The following is an 18,003-nucleotide window of genomic DNA, read 5'->3' as shown; positions in this document are numbered from 1 at the left end:
TTCAACCGCGCCCCGCCAGCAGCCACAACGCCAGGCCCAGTACCAGCAGGCTACCGCCCAGGCGCCAGGCGAAGTTGCCCGGACCACGCGCCAGCAACCCGCCGACAAGCAGCAACAAGCCCACCCCGAGCGCGCCGAAGAGCCCGGCGTAGAGACGCTCGAGCGGGTCGTCCAGGGGCAGCCCGCGAGTCAACAGATAGCCGCTGGCGGTCGCCGCCGCCAGGCTGCCGGCGAGCGCCAGCGGAACCCGCCAGGCCCAGCCGAAGCCCGACTGGCGCGGCATCAGAACGCGCCCCGCAGGCTGACGTTGAAGCTGCGCGGTTCGCCGTAGCGGTTGTTCCAGTTGGGGTTGGACAGGCTCTGGTAGTAGGTCCGGTCGAACAGGTTGTTGACGTTGACCGCCGCCGTCCAGTGCTCGTCGATCTTGTAGCCCAGGCGCATGTTGACCAGTGCGTAGCCGCCCTGGCGCATGCTCACGCCGCGGTAGTCGACGCTGTAGTCGCTCTGCGCCTGGAGTCCGCCGCCGACGCTCCAGCGCCGGTCCTGCCAGGGCAGGTCGTAGTTGCTCCACAGGCGCAGCAGGTGCCTCGGGGTGAAGGTGGAGTAGCGCGTCCCCGAGTCGTTCTGGCTGTCCTTGAGGTACTCGGTGCTGGTGTAGGTGTAGCCGGCCGAGAGACTCCAGTAGGGCGTCAGGTAGCCGGTGCCTTCCAGCTCGAAGCCCTGGCTGCGCACCTTGCCGCCGCTGATGTAGAACGGATTGTTGGGCGGCCCCGGATGGTCCGGGTCTTCCTGCGGATTGTTCTCCAGGTCGATGCGGAACGCCGCCAGCGACAGGTTCAGGCGGCCGTCGGCCAGTTCGCCCTTGATCCCGGTTTCGTAGGTCTTGCCTTCCACCGGGCTCAGCGGCTCGCTGTTCCAGGTCTGGCGATCCGCCTGCGGCTGGTAGACCTCGGCGTAGCTGACATACCACGACCAGTCCCTGGCGAAGTCCCAGATCAGCCCGCCGTAGGGCGTGAACTGGCGACCGGGCTTGAAGCGGGTGGCCGGGGTGTCCTGGTCCCACCAGCTTTCGCGGCCGCCGACCACCAGGGTCAGCGGCTCGGCGAGCTTGATCCGGCCCAGGGCATAGAGGCCTTTCTGGGTGGTGGTGGTGGTGCCCGGCGAAGTGTACTGGCCGATCTGCGGGCGCGGCACGCCGTGCGGGTCCCAGCGGTAGACATTGACCGGGGTGTTCGGCAGGTTGAGGAAGCGTGCGGTGTCCTGGCGGGTCTCGCCCTGGGCGTAGGTGACCCCACCGAGCAGTTCGTGGGTCAGGCCGAACAGTCGCACCGGCCCATTGAGGTTGGCGTCGAGGCTGCGCTGGATGCTCTTGAACTTGTAGGCGGCGCCCATCAGCTGGCCACCGTCGCCGGTCTGCGGGTCGATGGCGCCGAAGGAGCCGGCGTAACGCAGGCGCGAATCGGCTTCCTGGTATTCGGCGCTGACCTTGCCTTTCCAGCCGCCGCCCAGTTGCTGTTCGAGGGAGCCGAAGGCGCGGTAGGTGTCCCACTTGAAGCGGTCCCAGTCGACATCGAGGTAGGTGTCGCGGGACAGTCCGAGATTGGACCCATCCTTGGCCATCGGTACCCCGGCCATGTTGGTGATCGAGTCGATGTGCTGGTATTGCGCACCGACGGTGAGCAGGGTGTCGGGGCTCAGGTCGAACTCGGTCACCCCGTAGAGCAGGCGGGTACCCTGGTCGGCCACGTCGTAGAAGTAGTCGCGGTCCTCGTAGGCGGCCACCGCTCGGCCGCGCACGTTGCCGCTGGCGCTCAGCGGGCCGCCGACGTCGACCTCGGCGCGGTAGCGGTCCCAGCGCCCGGCGCTGAGGGTGGTGCTGGCGGCGAACTCGCGCTGCGGCCGCTTGCGCACCAGGTTGACGGTGGCCGCCGGGTTGCCGGTGCCATGCAGCAGTCCGTTGGAGCCGCGGAGGATCTCGACCCGCTCGTAGATCGCCATGTCCTGCGGCGAACTGGCGGTATTGCCGAGCAGTGCCGGCAACCCGTCCAGCTCGAAGGAGTCGACCTTGAAGCCGCGCACGTAGTAGGCGGTGGTCAGCAGCTGGAACGGCTGCACGGTGACCCCGGTGGCCTGCTGCATGGCTTCGTCGAGGCTGAACAGGTTCTGCTGTTCGAGGCGCTCATGGTCGATGACACTGGCGGACTGCGGCAGCTCGCGCGGCTTGAGCGGCACCTTGCCCAGGGTAGTCACCCCCGGCGGCTGGGTGGCGGACGTGCTTTCTCCGCTGATCACCATGTCCGGCAGTTCCGTCTCGCCGTCCTTGCGCGCGTCGGCCACGGCCGCGGCCAGCGGACTCAGCGCCAGCAGCAGGCCCAGGCACAACGGGGTGTGCCGATTGCGGGCGATGCCCTGGCGTCCCTTGATCACCTTCGTCTCCGTTTTCATCGTTCGAACAGCCTCGGGGGATATACGATTTGATAATGCTTATCATTATGAAGAAATCATCTCCGGGGCTTTTTCGATTGCCGGTCTTTCTCTATCGATCCACGGCCGTCGCGGAACTTTCCTCGCCCGCCAGCCCGACGAAGCCGGCATACCAGTCGTCCCGGACGAGCAGATCGGCGTGACGTCCACTCAGGCGCAGCCGCCCCTTCTCCAGCAGCAGTACCTGGTCGGCCTGACGCGCCAGCGCCGGGCGGTGGGTCACTACCAGCAGGGTGCGCCGGCCGCGCAACCCGAGCAGGCTGCGCAGCACCTGCGCCTCGCTGGCTGCATCGAGGCTGGCGGTGGGCTCGTCGAGCAGCAGCAACGGCGCTGCCGAGAGCAGCCCGCGAGCCAGGCACAGGCGTTGCCGCTGGCCGCCGGACAGCAGCGCGCCGCCGGGGCCGACATCGCTGTCCCAGCCCTGCGGCCAGGCCTCGATCTCTTCCAGCAGGCCAACCGCCCGCGCCGCCTCGCGCAGCGCTTCGAGATCGGCGTCCGCTCGCGCCATGCGCAGGTTCCAGGCAACGCTGCCGCGGAACAGGCGGTTGTCCTGGAACACCAGGTTGCGACTGGCGGCGAGGGTCGTTTCGCTCAACCGGCGGATATCCACGCCACCCAGCAGGACACACCCGGCGTCGGCGTCGTAGAGTCGCCCGAGCAGCGCCAGCAGGCTGCTCTTGCCGGCCCCGGAGGGTCCGACGAGGACGTTCAGCGAACCCGGCTCCAGCCTCAGGGAAATGTCCTCGAGCAAGGCGCGGCCATCTTCCAGACGCAATTCCACGGCCTCGGCCGCCAGGCTGGCGTCGTGCGGCCGCTCGCCCGGCTCGGGGCTGCGCAGCGGAGCCAGGGCGAAAACCCGCAGCAGGGTATCCAGCGCCTGCCAGGCGCCGCGCAACGCCTGGTCGAGATGGGTGAGCTGGGCCAGCGGCTCGATGAAGCGCACCAGCAGCACCAGCACGGCCACCAGCCGCGCGCCGTCCAGCCATTGCCGCTCCACCGCCCAGGCGCCGCCGAGCAGGGCGAAGGCGAACGCCGCCTGCACCGCCAGGGCGAAGCCGAGGCCGCTGGGCAGGCTGCGCCGCAACAGATCCAGGGTGCTGCGGTGGAGACTGCGCAAGGCCTCTTCCAGCCCCTGGCGGGCGACGCTTTCGCGCTGCGCCGCGCGCAGCAGCGGCTGGCGTTCGGCGAACGCCTGCAACTGCCGTGCAGCGTCGCGCTCGGCGGCCAGCCGGGCATCCTCCGCCGCCAGATTGCGCCGCCCGCTCCAGCGCAACAGCGCAGCGAGGACGGCACCGGCAACGAGCAGGCCGAGGGCGATGGACGGGTCGATCAGGAACAGCCCGAGGATCACCCCGAGCGGCGTCACCAATGCGGCGATCAGCGGCCCCAGCAGGTGCGCCGGAATGCCCATCGCCTGCATCACCGGACCGCGCAGCAGGCCTTCGGCCGGCGCGACCCGGCGCAGCGCCGGCAGCGCCAGGCGCGGCAAGCGCGCCACCAGGCTGCGCACCAGTCCAGCCGCCAGCGAGCCGCCGGCGGCGAAACCGCGACGCAGGGCCAGGTACTGCAACAGCGCCTGCGCCAGGCTCAACCCGAGCAACGCGGCGACCCAGCGCCAGGGCAACGCGCCTTCGGCGAACCAGGCCTCGACCAGCGGCACCAGCAATACGCCGCAAGCGGCGTCCAGCAGCGCCGCCAGGACCGCCCAGGCGCTCGCCCGGCGCAACGCGGCACGGCAGTCTTCGGGCAGCGCACGCATTCGTTCGAACAGGGTCATGCCGCCACCTCCGCGCCGTTCTGTTCACGCCACAAGCGCGCATAGGCGCCGTCCGCCGCCAACAGCGCCGCGTGCTCGCCGCGCTCGACCAGACGGCCAGCGACCAGCACCAGGATCAGGTCGGCATCGCTGACTTCGGCCAGACGATGGGCGACGATCACCCGGGTCCGGCCGCCGCCACGCTCGCGCAGGTTGCGCAGGACCTGCCGGGCGGTCTGCGGATCCAGCGCCGAGGTTGGCTCGTCGAGCAGCAACAGGCGCGCCGGCGATAGCAGCGCACGGGCCAGGGCCAGTCGTTGCAGTTCGCCGCCGGACAGTTGCAGGTCGCGTCCCGGCACGCTGTCGTAGCCACGCGGCAGGGCCATGATGCGCTCGTCGAGGCAGGCGTCACGGGCCGCCTGGCGAATCTCCTGGAGATCGGCATCGGGGCGGAACAGGGCGATGTTGTCGGCCAGGGATATCTCCAGCGCCGCCGCCTGCTGGCCGACCAGCGCGATATGCCGGTGGCGCACGGCATCGGGCATGTCCTTCAGTGCCAGGCCGCCAATCTCCAGTTCGCCGCGCTGCGCGTCCATGTAGCGCGCCAGCAGGTGCAGCAGGGTGCTCTTGCCGGAGCCCGAGGGACCGACCAGGGCCACCAGGCTGCCATCCTCCAGCTCCAGATCGATATCGGCCAGGACCTCCACGCCTTCATAGGCATGGCCCAGGCCGTGCAGCGCCACCGCGCCATCGACCGGCTCGCGGGTCGAGCGGCCCTCGGCCAGCGGCGCCTGGTCGAACACCTGCTGCAGGCGCTCGGCGGCGGCGCGCGCGCCCAGCAGCGCGTCGCCGCCGTGGCCGAGCGCCTGTACCGGGGCGGCCAGGGCCCGCAGCAGGAGCAGGAAGGCACAGGCCTGGCCGAGCGCCAGCGGCACGCCGAGGGCATCCAGGGCCAGCGCGCCGAGCAGGACCCAGGCCAGCAGCCAGGGCGTCGACAACTGCACGTAGACCAGCGCGGCGAGGTGGCCGACCCGCTTCACCCAGGCGCCGAACGCTTCGCCGAAGGCCGCCGCCGACGACTCGGCGCCCTGTTGTATGCCGGCCCCGGGGTACTGTCGGGCCAGCAGCAGGTTGTGGGCGAATTCGCCATAGTCCGCCGAGAGCCTTTCCAGCGCGGCATTGCGCCGCAGCACCAGGTCGCGGTAGCGCGCCGAGCGCAGCAGCAGGAAGCCGGCGGCGGCCAGCACCAGCGGCAGCAGGCAGAACAGCAGCAGCCAGGGGTGCAGCCAGGCCAGCCAGAGCAACGCGACGAGCGGCACCACCAACAGGTTGCTGAGATCGTTGGGAGCGTGCGCGATCAGTTGGTGCAGGGCCCGCACGTCCTGCTCCACGAGGCGCGCCACGCCGTCCGGGCCCTGGCGACCGAACCAGTCCAGCGGCAGCCGTTGCAGGTGCGCCAGCAGGCGCAGGCGCAGGTCGTTGCAGAGGTCCGCGTCGACCCGGTGGGCCAGGTGCGCGGCCAGCGCCTGGCAGCCCAGCCAGGCCAGCACCGCCAGCAGCACCAGGGCCAGCAGGGCCGGCTGCGCCTGGCCGCGCGCCAGCGGCTCGGCGAGCCAGGCGAGAAGCATCCAGGGCAACAGCGAGCAGAGCCCGGCCAGGGCCTGCAACCCCATGGCCGCCGCCAGCCGCCAGCGATAGGTGCGCAGCAGGCGCCACAGCACCGGGGTCACGAGGCTTGCTCCAGCACCTGTTCCAGGCTCGCCGGCGCCAGCGACGCCGGCGGCGCCTCAGGGAAGCCAAGGCACTCGCCGATCCGCTGCCACAGGGCGGCGACCTCCAGGCTGCGTTGGTTGCGCCGACGCACCTCGTCGCCGTCGGCGAGCAGCGCCAGCGCCTCGGCCGCCGCCGCCGGCCACAGGCGCTGGTGCACCTGGGCCCAGCTGCACGGTTCGGCATACCAGAGCTGGGCGCTGGGCAGCGGTTCGCCGGCTATCTCGTCGAACAGCGCGAACAGGCCGTCGTCATCCTCTGCCGGTACCGCCACCGCAGGCGTCCACAACAACGGGCCATGGGGGCTGAGCAGGCTCAGCGTGCCGCGATCGGTGGTCAGGCTGACGCGCTGCAACAAGGTCATGCGCCCGTCGTCGGCGGCCGCCAGTTCGTTGAGCACGAGCAGGCTCAACGGCACTTCCGCCAACACCAGGGACAGCCCGCGCATCGCCGACAGGTCGTTCGAGGGCGACTCCAGCGACCAGGGGCCAACGCCCTCCAGCAACGCGGCGAGGATGTCCAGGGTGGCGAAACCGACCTGCACCCCGCAGGCCGCGTCCAGGTGGCGGATGCCGCGCCGGCGATGCAACTGGCGGCCCAGCTCGATGAAACGCGCCACCGCCGGCAACTGCGGATAGAAGGTGTTGAGCAGGCAGCGCCGGCCCAGGCGCTCGGCGCTGCGCAGCAGGTCCTGCCATTCGCGCGGCAGCAACGGATGCTCGATCAGCACGTCGATGCCACGCGCCATCAGCGCCTCGGCCAGCGCCGGGCCCTGCTCGCCGCGTGCCGCGCCGCCGACCGCGACGCAGGCCAGGCGGACATCGTCCGGCAACGCCTCGACCTCGCACCAGGTCTCCACCCCGAGGCGCTCGGCCAACGCCCGCGAACGCCGGCTGCCCTGGCCAAGGATGCCGCGCAGGACGAAGCGCGGATCGGCGGCGACGCCGGCGGCATAGAACTGGCCGAACCGGGAACCGGCGACCACCACGGAACGGACGTCGCTCATCGGCTCGCCTCCTCTGGCATGGGTTTCGACAAGGATTGCGCCAGGGCTTCGCCCAGGCAGTCGAAGTGCCCGCCGGGCACCTCGTGGATGCCGCACGCGCCGAGCGCGGCGGCCCGCCATTGGGTCTCCAGGGCCTCGGTGTAGCGCGGCACCAATGGGTTGCCGGCGTCCGGCACGAACAGCCGCAGCGCGCCGACGTAGGGCTCCGGCGCCGCGGCCTGGCTGGCACGCACCGAGTGACAGAACAGTCGGTAGAGGGTGTCGCGTTCGACGCTGACGGCGTCGGCGCTACCGCTGGCCGCCTGTAGCACGCGGCCGCGCAGGGCGACGAGATCGGCCAGGCCCGGTAGCCCCGCCAACGCCTCGGCGCCCAGGCGCTCCGGTGTCTGCGCGAGCGCCGCCTGCACCGCCAGGCCGAGACGTTCCGGCGCGGGGAAGCCGAGCGCCGCGGTATCCAGGCCGAGGGTCGCGGCGAAGCTGAACAACAGTAGGCGCTCGTCGTCCACCCGGTAGGGAATCCGGTAGCTGGAGACGATATCCAGCTGGCGCACGCGCACCCCGCGCTGGACCAGGGACTTGGCGGTCTCCAGGGCGACCAGCCCGCCGGAGCAGTAGCCGAGCAGGTCAACCTCACGCAGCCCGGCGCCATGGAGCGCCTCAGCGTAGCGGCGGCCGAGGCAGGCGTTGAGATGCTCGGCGGGGATCGCCAGGTAGGCGTCGCTGTCATGCACGGCCAGGCCCAGCAACGGCCGCCCCTCACCCAGGGCGCGAAGCAGCGGGCGGTACGGCAGCAGCGTGCCGAGGCCTTCGTGGACCAGCACCCTCGGCACGCCCTCGCCGGGCACCAGGCGCACCAGCGGGTCGAGCGCCACCGCGCCCTCGGCGAGCGGTGCGCGCGACATGCCGGCCGGCGCCGGGGCGACGCCGCGCGCCGCGGCCAGGGCTGGCCCACGGCCCTCTTCCGGCGCGCTGCGCAGGCGTTCGGCCAGGCCGCGCGGCGTCGGCTGGCTGAGCGCCCAGCGTAGCAGGCGATCGAACGGATGCCGGCGGGCGCTTTCCAGTCGTTCGCGCAAACGGGCGATCAACTGGGCGATCAACAGCGAGTCGCCGCCAGCCCCGAAGAAGTCTTGCTCGACGCCCAGCGACGGGTTGTCCAGCACCTCCCGCCAGAGTGCCAGCAGCGCATTCTCCAGTTCGTCGGCCGGTGCCTGCGCGACGCCATGCCGAAGGTCCGCCTGGGGCTGGCGGGCAAAGCCGGTCAGGGCCTTGCGGTCGATCTTGCCGTTGCCGGTGACCGGCAGGCGTTCGAGCACGCGCAACTGCGCCGGGAGCATGTAGCGCGGCACCCGCGCTTCGACGAAGGCCAGCAGCTCGGCCGGCTCCAGGCGGGCGCGGTCGGTCTTGCAGCGAGCCAGCAGGACATCGTAGCCAAGCAGGTCGAGAGCGCTGCCCGGCGGCACCACCCCACAAGCCAGGTCGCCACCCTGTGCCGCCAGCCACTCCAGCCATTGCCCGGTGTGGACGAACAGTTGGCGGCGCTCGTCGCGGAGGTCGCACGGGTTTTCCATCATCAGGCTCTGGCTGACGCTGATCTCGTTGTGCTCGCGCGTCAGTTCCTGGATCACCAGCCAGGCGTCGGCGCTCAGCAACTCGCGCAGGCCGGCCAGCAGCGCCGGGGTGTCCAGCGCGTTGTTCAAGGCCCCGGAGCTGAGCAGGATATCCACCGAGTGCGGCGCCACGCCCTGGTCGAGAAGATCGCCGTTCATGTCGAAGCGGCCGAAGCGTACCCACGGCTGGTCGGCGAAGCGCTCGCGGGCGGCGGCGAGGAAGTAGCTGGAAACGTCGGTGAACAGGTAGTCCACCTCCGCCCCTCGCTGCACCAGCGGCGCCAACCGGGCGATCACCGCACGGCTGGCGGCGGCGGTGCCGGCGCCAAGCTCCAGCAGGCGCCAGCGCCGTTGCGGCTGGCGCTCGACGATGGCGGCGATGGCCTCGGCCATGGCCTCGTGCAGCGCCTGGGCATGCAGGCCCTGGCTGTACATGGCCTCGGCGATGCGCGCCGAGCCCTGCGGGAACATCAGCGCCGCCGGGCTGATCCGCCCGGCCAGTTGCTCGCCGAGGGATTGCGCGCTGTCACGCAGGTAGGCGACCAGCTCGGCCGGCCAGAGCGCCGCCGGCGCGCAGCCGGCGAACGCCGTCCAGGCGTCCTCCGGACTCTGCGCGGGACGCTCGGCGCAGCCCAGCCAGCCCTCGCCCTCGGCGCGCAGGTAGCCGCCCTCCTCCAGTTGGCGCAACCAGTGGCGCAGCAGGCGCTGGCGCGCCTCGGCGATACCCAGGCGCTGGCACAGGGTGGCGAAGTCCAGCGGCGTCGCACTGGCGAACAGACCGCTGCCGGCCAGCCAGGCGGCCAACGAGGCGAGGCAGGCACGGTCGAGTGCGGCCACCGCCGCGGCGATGCCCTCCTCGCTGCCCCAGTCGCGGCGCAAGGCCTGGGCCGCCCGCTGGCGCACCGCGTCGAGCGCCGTACGCGGATCCTCGCCAGCCTCCGCCAGCGCATGCAGGGTGACGAAGCTGGCCAGGCTGCGCTCGTGGGTCTCGCCGAGCACCACGGTGGCCGCCAGGTTGACCTGCGGATGGGCGCACAGCGCGGCGTCCAGCTCGGCCAGTTCGATGCGGTGGCCGCGAATCTTCACCTGGTCGTCCTCGCGACCGAGGAACTCGATGCTACCGTCGGCCAGGTAGCGGCCGAGGTCGCCGGTGCGATACAGGCGACGGCCATCGGGATGACGGACGAAGCGTTCGGCGGTGCGCTGCGGATCGCCGGCGTAGCCGAGCGCCAGGCCCACCCCGCCGATATGGATCTCGCCGCGCACGCCCGGCGGGCAGCGCCGCCCGCGGGCATCCAGGACTTCCACGCTCTGCCCACGCAGGGCACGGCCATAAGGGATGCTGGCCAGCTCGGTGTGCTGCGGGCGGATCGGCTGCTCGATCGACCAGATCGCCGCCTCGGTGGCGCCGCCCAGGCTGAACAGCGCGCTGTCCGGCCAGCGCCGCCACCAGCGGGTCGGCAGGCTGACCGGAATCCAGTCACCGGACCAGAGCACGCAGCGCGGTCCCGGCAGGTGGCGTTGCGGCTCGCTCTCCAGGTAATCGATGAGCATCTGGCCCTGGGCCGGCACCGAGTTCCACAGGGTGATGGCGTGGCGTTCCAGCAGTTCCGCCCAATGCGAAGGATCGCTGCCGCGCGCCGGGTCCGGCAGGACCACCTGGGCCCCCGCCGCGGTGGCGCCGAAGAAGTCGTAGACCGAGAGGTCGAAGCTCAGCTCGGCGAGGCCGAGGACGCGGTCGTTGGCGTCGACGCCGTAGCGCTGGTTGATGTCGAGCAGCGTGTTGCTCACCGCTGCATGGCTGAGCATCACGCCCTTGGGCGTGCCGGTGGAGCCGGAGGTGTAGATCACGTAGGCGAGGTCGTCCGCCGCCACCTCCGCCGCGTGCGGTGGCGGCCAGGCGCTGTCGGCGGCCAGCCGGTCGATGGCCACGCAGGCGCAGCCGACGTCCGGGACATCGCTTTCCAGGCAGACCAGCGCGACCACTTCGGCGCTGGCGAGGATCGCCTGGCGCCGCAGCGGCGGCTGGCGGATGTCCACCGGCACATAGGCGGCACCGGCCTGGAGGATGCCGATCACCGCGACCAATTGCGCGGCGCTTTTCGGCAGCATCACCGCGACCCGCCGGCCACGGCCCGCGCCGTGCGCTTCCAGGACGCGGCGCAGGGCGCTGGCGTGCTGGGCAACCTGGCGATAGCTGTAGCTGCCGGCGGCATCGTGGATCACCGTGGCGTCGGGGGACAGCAGGGCACGCTCGGCGAAACCGGCGGCGATGCTCCGGGCACTACCGGGCAACGCCTGCGGCGGCGCCTCGACGGGTTCCGTGGCATCACCGTCGGTCCAGGCGCGCGGGCTCTGCGCCAGGCGCCGGAGCAGCCCGACGAAGTCGTCGAACATGGCTTCCGCCTGGCCCTCGGGGAACAACCCGAGGCGTATGTCCCAGCCGATCTCCAGGCCGCCGAACTGGTCGGTGACCTGGCAGTCCAGCCAGACCTGCGGGGTCTGGCTGATCATGTAGCGTGGCGCGCGCGGCGCCTCGCCATCGCCGAGCAGGCGCTGCACGCTGCCGATGCCACTGGTGAACACCACCGGCATCAGGTCGGCGCCGCGACCGCGCCGGCGCGCCAGTTCGCGCAGCAGGTCGACGCCGCTGAAGGTCGGGTGGTCGAGGTCGTCGAACATCTGCTCGCCGATGCGGCGGGCACGCTCGACGAAACTGTCGCCGTGGCGGCTGTCCACCGCCAGCAGGCTGAGCGCGGTGAAGTCACCGAGCACCTGCGCCAGCTGCGGATGCAGCGGCGGCCGGTTGAGTACCGTCAGGTTGAGACAGAACGCCGGTGCCTGGCTCCAGCGACCGATGGTCTCGGCGAAGGCTGCCAGGGCCACGCCGGCAGCGCTCAGGCCGTGTTCGCCGGCGCGCGCGCCGAGCGCCTGCCAGGCGGCCTCGTCGAGGCGCGCGTGGAAGTGCCGGAAGCGCGTGGACCGGGTGTCCGGCTGCGCCCGCAGCGGCAGGTCGGGACGCCCCGGCAGCGCGTCGAGGCGCGCCAGCCACCAGTCGCGGTCGCGCTGCCAGGCCGGCGACTGGCGTCGGCGCTGCTCGACGCCGACATAGTCGCGGAAGGTCGCCTCCAGCGGTTCCGCCGTCCATTGCGGATCGAGATAGCGGCGGCGCCATTCGCCAAGCAGCAATTGCAGGCTGGCGTAGTCGACCAGGGTGAAATCCACCGAGCAGTGCAGCACGCAGGCATCCTGGCCGATACTCAGCTCGGGGCGCAGGACCGGCCACTGGTCGAGCGCCGCGCAGGCGTGGTCGAGGCGTTCGCGGACCCGCTCCAGGTGCGCCTGGAAAGCGGCCTCGTCGAGCCCCGCGCAGGCATGCACGGTCAGCCGCTGCCAGGGCACCTCGGGCAGCACGCGCTGCCAGGCGTTGTCCTCGATCACCGCGCGCAGCATCGGGTGGCGCTCGACCATGGCGTTCCAGGCCGCCTCCAGGCGCGCCGGGTCGGTGTCGACCGGCCAGTCGTACTCGGCGTACAGCTGGCAGGCGTTACCGCCGTAGTCGAAGGCCGCCTGGCGGCCCAGCACGTAGGCGGCCTGCACCGGGGTCAATGGGAAGCGCTGGTGGGCCAGGTCGGGTTCGGCGCGCCAGCCAGGGCCGCCTTCCAGGTGTTCCAGCAGGGCCTCGCGCTCGGCCCGCAGGCGCTCGGCGAGGCCGGCGTCGAGGGCGCCCTGGGGGGCGCGATAGCGCAGGCGGCCCGCCTCGCTCCAGAGTTCGATGCGCCGGCTGCGGCAGGTTTCCAGCAGTTCGCCGAGGCTCATAGCACGCCCTCTTCCAGTTGGGTTTCCTCGATTTCGACGGTCTGCGCCTGCAAGTGGCGGGCAAGACCGGCCAGGGTCGGCTGGCGATAGAAGTCGGCCATGCCCAGGCGTACGCCGAAACGCTCACGTATGCCGGCCAGCAGGCGGGTCGCCAGCAGGCTGTCGCCGCCGAGGCTGAAGAAGCTCGCCTCGCGACGACGCACCGGGCGTTTGAGAACCGCTTCCCAGCACTCGGCCAGCGCTTGCTCATGGGCTTCCAGCGGCTCCTCCGCCGAGGGCTCGTGACGACACTCGCCGAGTGCGCGGGTCATGCTCTCGGCCAGGCGGCGACGATCGACCTTGCCATTGCCGTTCAACGGCAGGCTTGGCAGGCACCACAGGCGTTCGGGCCGCATCGCCTGGGGCAGGCGTTGCTCCAGGCCGGCCTGGAGCGCGGCGGCGTCGAGCCCGAGTCCCGGCGCCAGCGCCTCGACCAGGGCGAGCCGTTCGCTGCGCCACAGGCAACGCGGCGCCAGTCCCGCAGCGGCGAGATCGGCCAACAGGCTCGGCAACTCCGCCAGGCGCAGCGGCCGGTCGTCGAGCAAGGCCGCACCGAGCAGCGCCAGTGGCGACTCGCATAGCAGGTCCACCAGCAACAGGCGGCCCTGCGGGCGCAGCAGCGCCGCCGCCAGCGCCAGGCCTTCGCGGCTGGCCTCGTAGGCGTGCAGCGCGGCGAAGCTGATCACCCGGTCGTAGCGACCGAGGTGCTCGGCAGGTAGCAGGCCGTCGTCCAGCGCCTGCACCACGATCCGTTCCGGCAAGCGGGTGGCGGCGGCGTCGAGGAGGACGCGGCTGCGTTCGAAGAGGGTCAGTTCCAGCCCCGGGCGCAACAGCGAGGCCATGCCCTGGTCGAGCCAGAGCCCGGCGCGGGTATCCAGCACCGCCACCCGCAGGCGTTCGCCGGCAGCCGGCGTCGGCAGCGCTTCGAGCAGGCGCGCCAGGGCCTCGCGGCCGTCCGGCAGGCGCGCGGCCACCGCCTGCGGCGCCAGCCAGGGATCGAGGAGCAGCGCGGCCGGCGCCTGTTCGCCGGCGAGCAGGCCGCGCAGAGCGTTGCCCATCGCGGTCAGCCCCGCGGCCTGCCAGCCGAGCCGGCGCAACGCCTCGTCGAGCGACGGCAGCGCGCTGGCGGCGGAGTCCGCTAGCCAGTCCAGCCAGCGCCGGCGCAAACCGTCGTCTAGCTCCAGCGGCGCCTCCAGCAGCGCGCCGAGGATTTCCCGGGTGAGTACCGCCTCGGCCTCTGCCAGGCCGGCGAAGGGCTGTGCGGCCGGTAGTTCCATGGAGCCTTCGGCCCGTGGCGCCAGGCGCGGTACCAGCACCGCGCCGAGGCTCGCCACGCCACCGCCGAGCACCGCCGCGCAGGCGCTCTCCACGCCAGCCTGGGCGCACAGCGCGGCCTCCACCTCGCCCAACTCGATGCGCTGGCCGCGCACTTTCACCTGCTGGTCGACCCGACCGAGGAATTCCAGGGTACCGTCGCCCCAGTAGCGACCGCGATCGCCGGTGCGATACCAGCGGCCCTGGGCATCGTGGACGAAGCGCCGGGCGCTGAGTTCGGGATCGTTGCGATAGCTGCGGGCCAGGCTGGCGCCGCCGATCCACAGCTCACCGACCACCAGGTCCGGCACGTCGCGCCCGTGGGTGTCGACCACCCGGTAGGCCTGTCCCGGCAATGGCCGGCCGTAGGGAATCGAACGCCAGTGCGGCGGCACCGTATCGACGCTCTGCAGGTTCGACCAGATGCCCGCTTCGGTAGCGCCACCCAGCACATGCAGGCGGCAGCCTTCGGCACAACGTGGGCGCAGGCGGCCGGGCAGGTCCAGAGCCACCCAGTCGCCGGACAGCAGCACCGCCCGCAGACTGCGATAGTCGGCCTGGCTCGCCGGCAGGCTGAGGGCCATCTCCAGCAAGGCCGGCGCCGAGTTCCACAGGCTCACCGCATGCCGCTGGATAGCCTCCGCCCAGGCAGCGGCATCGCGCGCCTGTTCCTGGGCCGGCAGGACCAGGCTGGCACCGGCGCCGAGGCCGCCGAACAGGTCGAAGACCGACAGATCGAAGTCCAGCGCGGAGACCGCCAGCAAGCGATCCGATGCGTTCACCCGCAGCAGGTCGAGCAGCGCGTCGATGGTATTGATCGCCGCCGCGTGGCTGACCTCGACGCCCTTGGGCACCCCGGTGGAGCCCGAGGTGTAGATCACATAGGCACTCGCCTGCGGCGCCAGCGGCACGGGGGCGGCCAGCGCCGGGCCGCGCAGCAGGCGCTGGACATCCAGGCGCGGCGGCAAGGCCTGCGGATCGTCCTCCTCGGTGATCGCCAGGCATACCCCGGCGGCCTCTTCGATCAGGCGCCGCCGTGCGGGCGGCTGGTCGATGTCCAGCGGCACGTAGCAGGCGCCTGCGGCGAGCACGCCGAATACCGCCGCGACCTGCTGCGGTCCGCGCGGCAGGCTGACCTCGACCGCGTCGCCAGGGCGCACCCCGGCTTCGCGCAGGCCGCCGGCGATGCGCAGCGCACGCTCGGCCAGTTCGCCGCGGGTGACACGTTGGTCGCGATAGAGCAGCGCGTCGGCATCCGGCGCCTCGGCGGCGCGAAGGAAGAAGTCGCGATGCAGGGTGCGCGCCGTGGCGCATGCCGGCTGGCCGTTGAGCAGGGCCCGACGCGCCTGCTGCGCCCAGGGCAACGGCAGATCGGCGGGCTGCTCCCAGGCGCTGTCGCAGAGACGCTGGAGCAGCCCCACGTAGGCTTCGAACATGGTTTCCGGCAGACCTTCGGGGAACAGGCCGACGACGCTGTCCCAGGCCAGCAGGATACCGTCGCCCACCCGGTAGAGCTGGTGGTCGAGCCAGACCTGCGGGGTCTGCGAGAGCATGTCGTGGAGATCGCCGAAAGCGTCGCGGAAGGCCGCCGGGACGAAGCCCTCCTCGCCCAGGTTGCTGGCGAACACCACCGGCGCCGAGCGCGGCTGGCCCCGCCGGCGCGCCTCGCGGAGCACCTCCAGGGCGGGGAATGCGGCGTGGTCGATGGCTCCGTGGAGGTTGCGCTGGAAGCTCTTCACCGCCTCGGCGAAGGACACCCCGGCCTGCATCCGGCACTCCAGCAGCAAGAGGGTGGTGAAGTCGGCGATCACTTCGCCGATACGCGGGTCGTCGGCATGCCGATCGAACAACGGCACGTTGAGGAGAAATTCCGCGCTTTCGCTCCAGCGCGCCAGGACCAGCGCGAAGGTGCAGCCGAACACGCTGGACAAGGTCACGCCATGCTGCGCGGCAAGACGCTCCAGGCGCCGGCTCTCGCCGGCGGAAAGCTGGAATGCCAGGCGCCGGGTGCGCGGCTGGCGGATGCTTTCCGGCGCGCAGGCCAACGGCAGGGCCGGCGCGTCCGGCAAGCGCGGCAGGCGTTCCAGCCAGTAGTCGCGGGCCCGCGCCGCGGCCTCGGCGCGTTGCGCCGCACGGCGCGCCAGGTAGTCGGCGAAATGCAGCGCCGGCGGCTCCGCCAGGCGCTCCGGCGCCAGGTAGGCGACGCCCAGTTCGGCCAGCAGCAGGCGCAGGCTTTCGACATCGGCGGCAAGCAGGTCGAGACTCAGCCAGAGGCGATCCTCGCCGCCCGGCATGCGCACCAGCCCGAGCAGGAACACCTGGCCGCGCTCCACCGCCAGGCATTCATGGGCGCGCCAGTCGCGCAGCGCCTGCCAGTCGCGCTCGGCCTCGTCCACCTGCAAGGTGCGCCAGTCCTGCAGGTCGAAGCAGGACAGCGGCGGCGTCGGAAGGATCTGCTGGCGACCGTCGAGGAAGCGCGCCCGCAACATCGGGTGGCGTTGACGCACGCACTCCGCCGCCGCGGCCAGGCGCTGCGGGTCGACATCCCGCGTGCGGAATTCCAGGAAGGCATGGCAGCTGACGTTGCCCAGCACCTCGCCGGCGCCACGTCCCAGCCAGTAGGCCTGCTGCACGGAAGACAGCTCGAACGGCTGATCGCGATCCTGCGCCGTCGGCAGCGCGACCGTTGCCGGGGCGGACAGCCGGTCCGCGCAGGCCAGCAGGTCGAGCCAGGCCCCCAGGCAGGGGCGCTGCGCCAACTGGGCGAAGTCCAGCGTCGAGCCACGCGCGCGCAGGCGTTCCTGCAGGTACATCAGGCGGATCGAGTCGAGGCCGCAGCCCAGCAGGTCGTCGTCGTCCGCCAGGGCGCGCACGTCGGCAAGCGGTTCACCGAGCAGGTCGGCGAGCTGCTCGGTCAGCCAGTCGCGCAGGGCGGTACGGGAATCGGGGGGCAGATCCATGGGGGCTCCCTAGGGCAAGCATCTGAGGTCGGTTGCCAGTTCCTGGCAACGATTATCAAATGCGACCTTATCTCACTTGCTTGAGAGGCCTGGCCGGCAATGCTTTAGACAGCCGGACTGTTTCGTTAGATGCAGCGTCATCCCGCAGCGGCGACACCCCTCCCGTGGCCGGGTCGGGGGTCGTCGCGGAGACTCAGCGGATCTCGCTGGGGGAGATGCCGTAGCGCTTGCGGAAAGCGATGGAGAAATGCGCCGGGCTGTAGCCCACCCGGTAGGCCACCGTGGAGACGTTCGCCTCTTCGTCGCAGAGCATCCGGTGCGCCTCGCGCAGGCGGTATTCCTGCAGGTAGCCGAATACGCTGGCGCCGAACACCTTGCGAAAGCCGGCGGTCAGCTTGCGCGGGTTCATGCCCACGCGGCTGGCCAGCGTGTCCAGCGACGGCGGCTCCTGCAAGGCGCCGACCAGCAGGTCGCGGGCGGCGTGGATGCGCTCGACCTCCGAGCAGGTGATGCGCGGCTCCTCGACGGGGCGCCCCTCGCCGGAAAGGAACTGTGCGCTGAGCGCGGCCAACTCCAGGGCCTTGCCGCCGAGGTAGAGATCGCGGGTCGGACCGAGCATCTGGCAGGTGGCGATCTGCGAGGCCAACGCCTGCATCGCCCGCGGCGCCGGGCAGCTCATGATTCGCGGATCGCCGCCGGGGCGGCGTATCAGTTGCTCGGGCAGCCAGCCGAGGCGGCTGTCCAGGGCTTCGACGCCGAGCTGGACGATGGTGTAGCGCAACGGCTTGTCGGTGCCGTAGATCTGCGCCGAGGTGAAGTCGCCATCGTTGGCGATGGTGCACAGGCTCGGCCCCTCGATGAGGTGCTCGGGCTGGCCGGGAATCCGGCAGCGCAACTGGCCGCTCTGCACGAGGATCAGGCGCAGGCCGCGCTCCAGCGGTTCCTCGAACCAGTCCTCGCTGGCCGAACAGAAGGTTCCGGTCACCAGCTTCATGTTCGGATCGATGTGCGCGACGCCGGGCCGGTTGCCCGGTGCCGGCGCGGCGGCATCGGCCTGTGGCGGAGCAATGATGGTGATGGTCATCAGGTTTTCCTGTAGCCCGGGCGCTGCCGACGCGGCGACGCCTTCCTGGATACGTGGGGGCAGGGGGACTTTTTAGCGGAGATGGACAAAGCGCCCTGCACTCCGCCCCTGCAGCGAATGAAAAAGCCCCGCAATCGAAAGGCGCGGGCTTGCGCGGTCCCTGC

At 71.6% G+C, this 18,003-nt stretch carries 8 protein-coding genes; all 8 read right to left on the bottom strand.

All coding sequences use genetic code 11. The features are described 5' to 3' along the window. Window position 1: 1 nt before the first annotated feature. A complete protein-coding gene (locus tag ACYAF3_RS15125; protein ID WP_003107348.1) occupies window positions 2-283 on the bottom strand; it encodes a protein FptB in 282 nt (93 codons plus the stop codon). Then, window positions 283-2,445 carry a Fe(3+)-pyochelin receptor FptA gene (gene fptA, locus ACYAF3_RS15120; protein WP_474725752.1) on the bottom strand — a complete coding sequence of 721 codons (2,163 nt, stop codon included), beginning with the start codon at window positions 2,443-2,445 and terminating at the stop codon, window positions 283-285. The genes ACYAF3_RS15125 and fptA overlap by 1 nt, the downstream gene beginning before the upstream one ends. 91 nt (window positions 2,446-2,536) lie before the next feature. After that, window positions 2,537-4,261: an ABC transporter ATP-binding protein PchI gene (pchI, locus tag ACYAF3_RS15115; protein ID WP_073658465.1), complete on the bottom strand. Its 1,725-nt coding sequence runs from the start codon at window positions 4,259-4,261 to the stop codon at window positions 2,537-2,539. Then, a complete protein-coding gene (gene pchH / locus ACYAF3_RS15110) occupies window positions 4,258-5,970 on the bottom strand; it encodes an ABC transporter ATP-binding protein PchH (RefSeq protein ID WP_023109613.1) in 1,713 nt (570 codons plus the stop codon). Before pchH ends, pchI begins: the two co-directional genes overlap by 4 nt. Further along, complete coding sequence (gene pchG / locus ACYAF3_RS15105; RefSeq protein WP_023088845.1) at window positions 5,967-7,016, bottom strand: pyochelin biosynthesis thiazoline reductase PchG; 1,050 nt, start codon at window positions 7,014-7,016, stop codon at window positions 5,967-5,969. The genes pchH and pchG overlap by 4 nt, the downstream gene beginning before the upstream one ends. Continuing rightward, on the bottom strand, window positions 7,013-12,442 hold the full coding sequence (gene pchF, locus ACYAF3_RS15100; RefSeq protein WP_128669719.1) for a pyochelin non-ribosomal peptide synthetase PchF: 5,430 nt from the start codon (window positions 12,440-12,442) through the stop codon (window positions 7,013-7,015). The genes pchG and pchF overlap by 4 nt, the downstream gene beginning before the upstream one ends. Further along, complete coding sequence (gene pchE / locus ACYAF3_RS15095; protein ID WP_128669721.1) at window positions 12,439-16,755, bottom strand: pyochelin non-ribosomal peptide synthetase PchE; 4,317 nt, start codon at window positions 16,753-16,755, stop codon at window positions 12,439-12,441. Before pchE ends, pchF begins: the two co-directional genes overlap by 4 nt. Window positions 16,756-16,948: 193 nt before the next feature. Beyond that, on the bottom strand, window positions 16,949-17,839 hold the full coding sequence (pchR, locus tag ACYAF3_RS15090; RefSeq protein WP_003106955.1) for a pyochelin biosynthesis transcriptional regulator PchR: 891 nt from the start codon (window positions 17,837-17,839) through the stop codon (window positions 16,949-16,951). Window positions 17,840-18,003: the final 164 nt, after the last annotated feature.

The sequence above is a fragment of the Pseudomonas sp. TZ252 genome, from assembly GCF_056110345.1.
The sequence above is the reverse complement of the archived record's forward strand: the minus strand, read 5'-3'. Positions and strand labels throughout refer to the sequence as shown.

Coding starts and splice junctions, on each gene's coding strand:
- ACYAF3_RS15125 (WP_003107348.1), bottom strand. CDS start 283: ATGCCGCGCCAGTCGGGCTTCGGCTGGGCCTGGCGGGTTCCGCTGGCG.
- pchF (WP_128669719.1), bottom strand. CDS start 12,442: ATGAGCCTCGGCGAACTGCTGGAAACCTGCCGCAGCCGGCGCATCGAA.
- pchI (WP_073658465.1), bottom strand. CDS start 4,261: ATGACCCTGTTCGAACGAATGCGTGCGCTGCCCGAAGACTGCCGTGCC.
- pchG (WP_023088845.1), bottom strand. CDS start 7,016: ATGAGCGACGTCCGTTCCGTGGTGGTCGCCGGTTCCCGGTTCGGCCAG.
- pchR (WP_003106955.1), bottom strand. CDS start 17,839: ATGACCATCACCATCATTGCTCCGCCACAGGCCGATGCCGCCGCGCCG.
- fptA (WP_474725752.1), bottom strand. CDS start 2,445: ATGAAAACGGAGACGAAGGTGATCAAGGGACGCCAGGGCATCGCCCGC.
- pchE (WP_128669721.1), bottom strand. CDS start 16,755: ATGGATCTGCCCCCCGATTCCCGTACCGCCCTGCGCGACTGGCTGACC.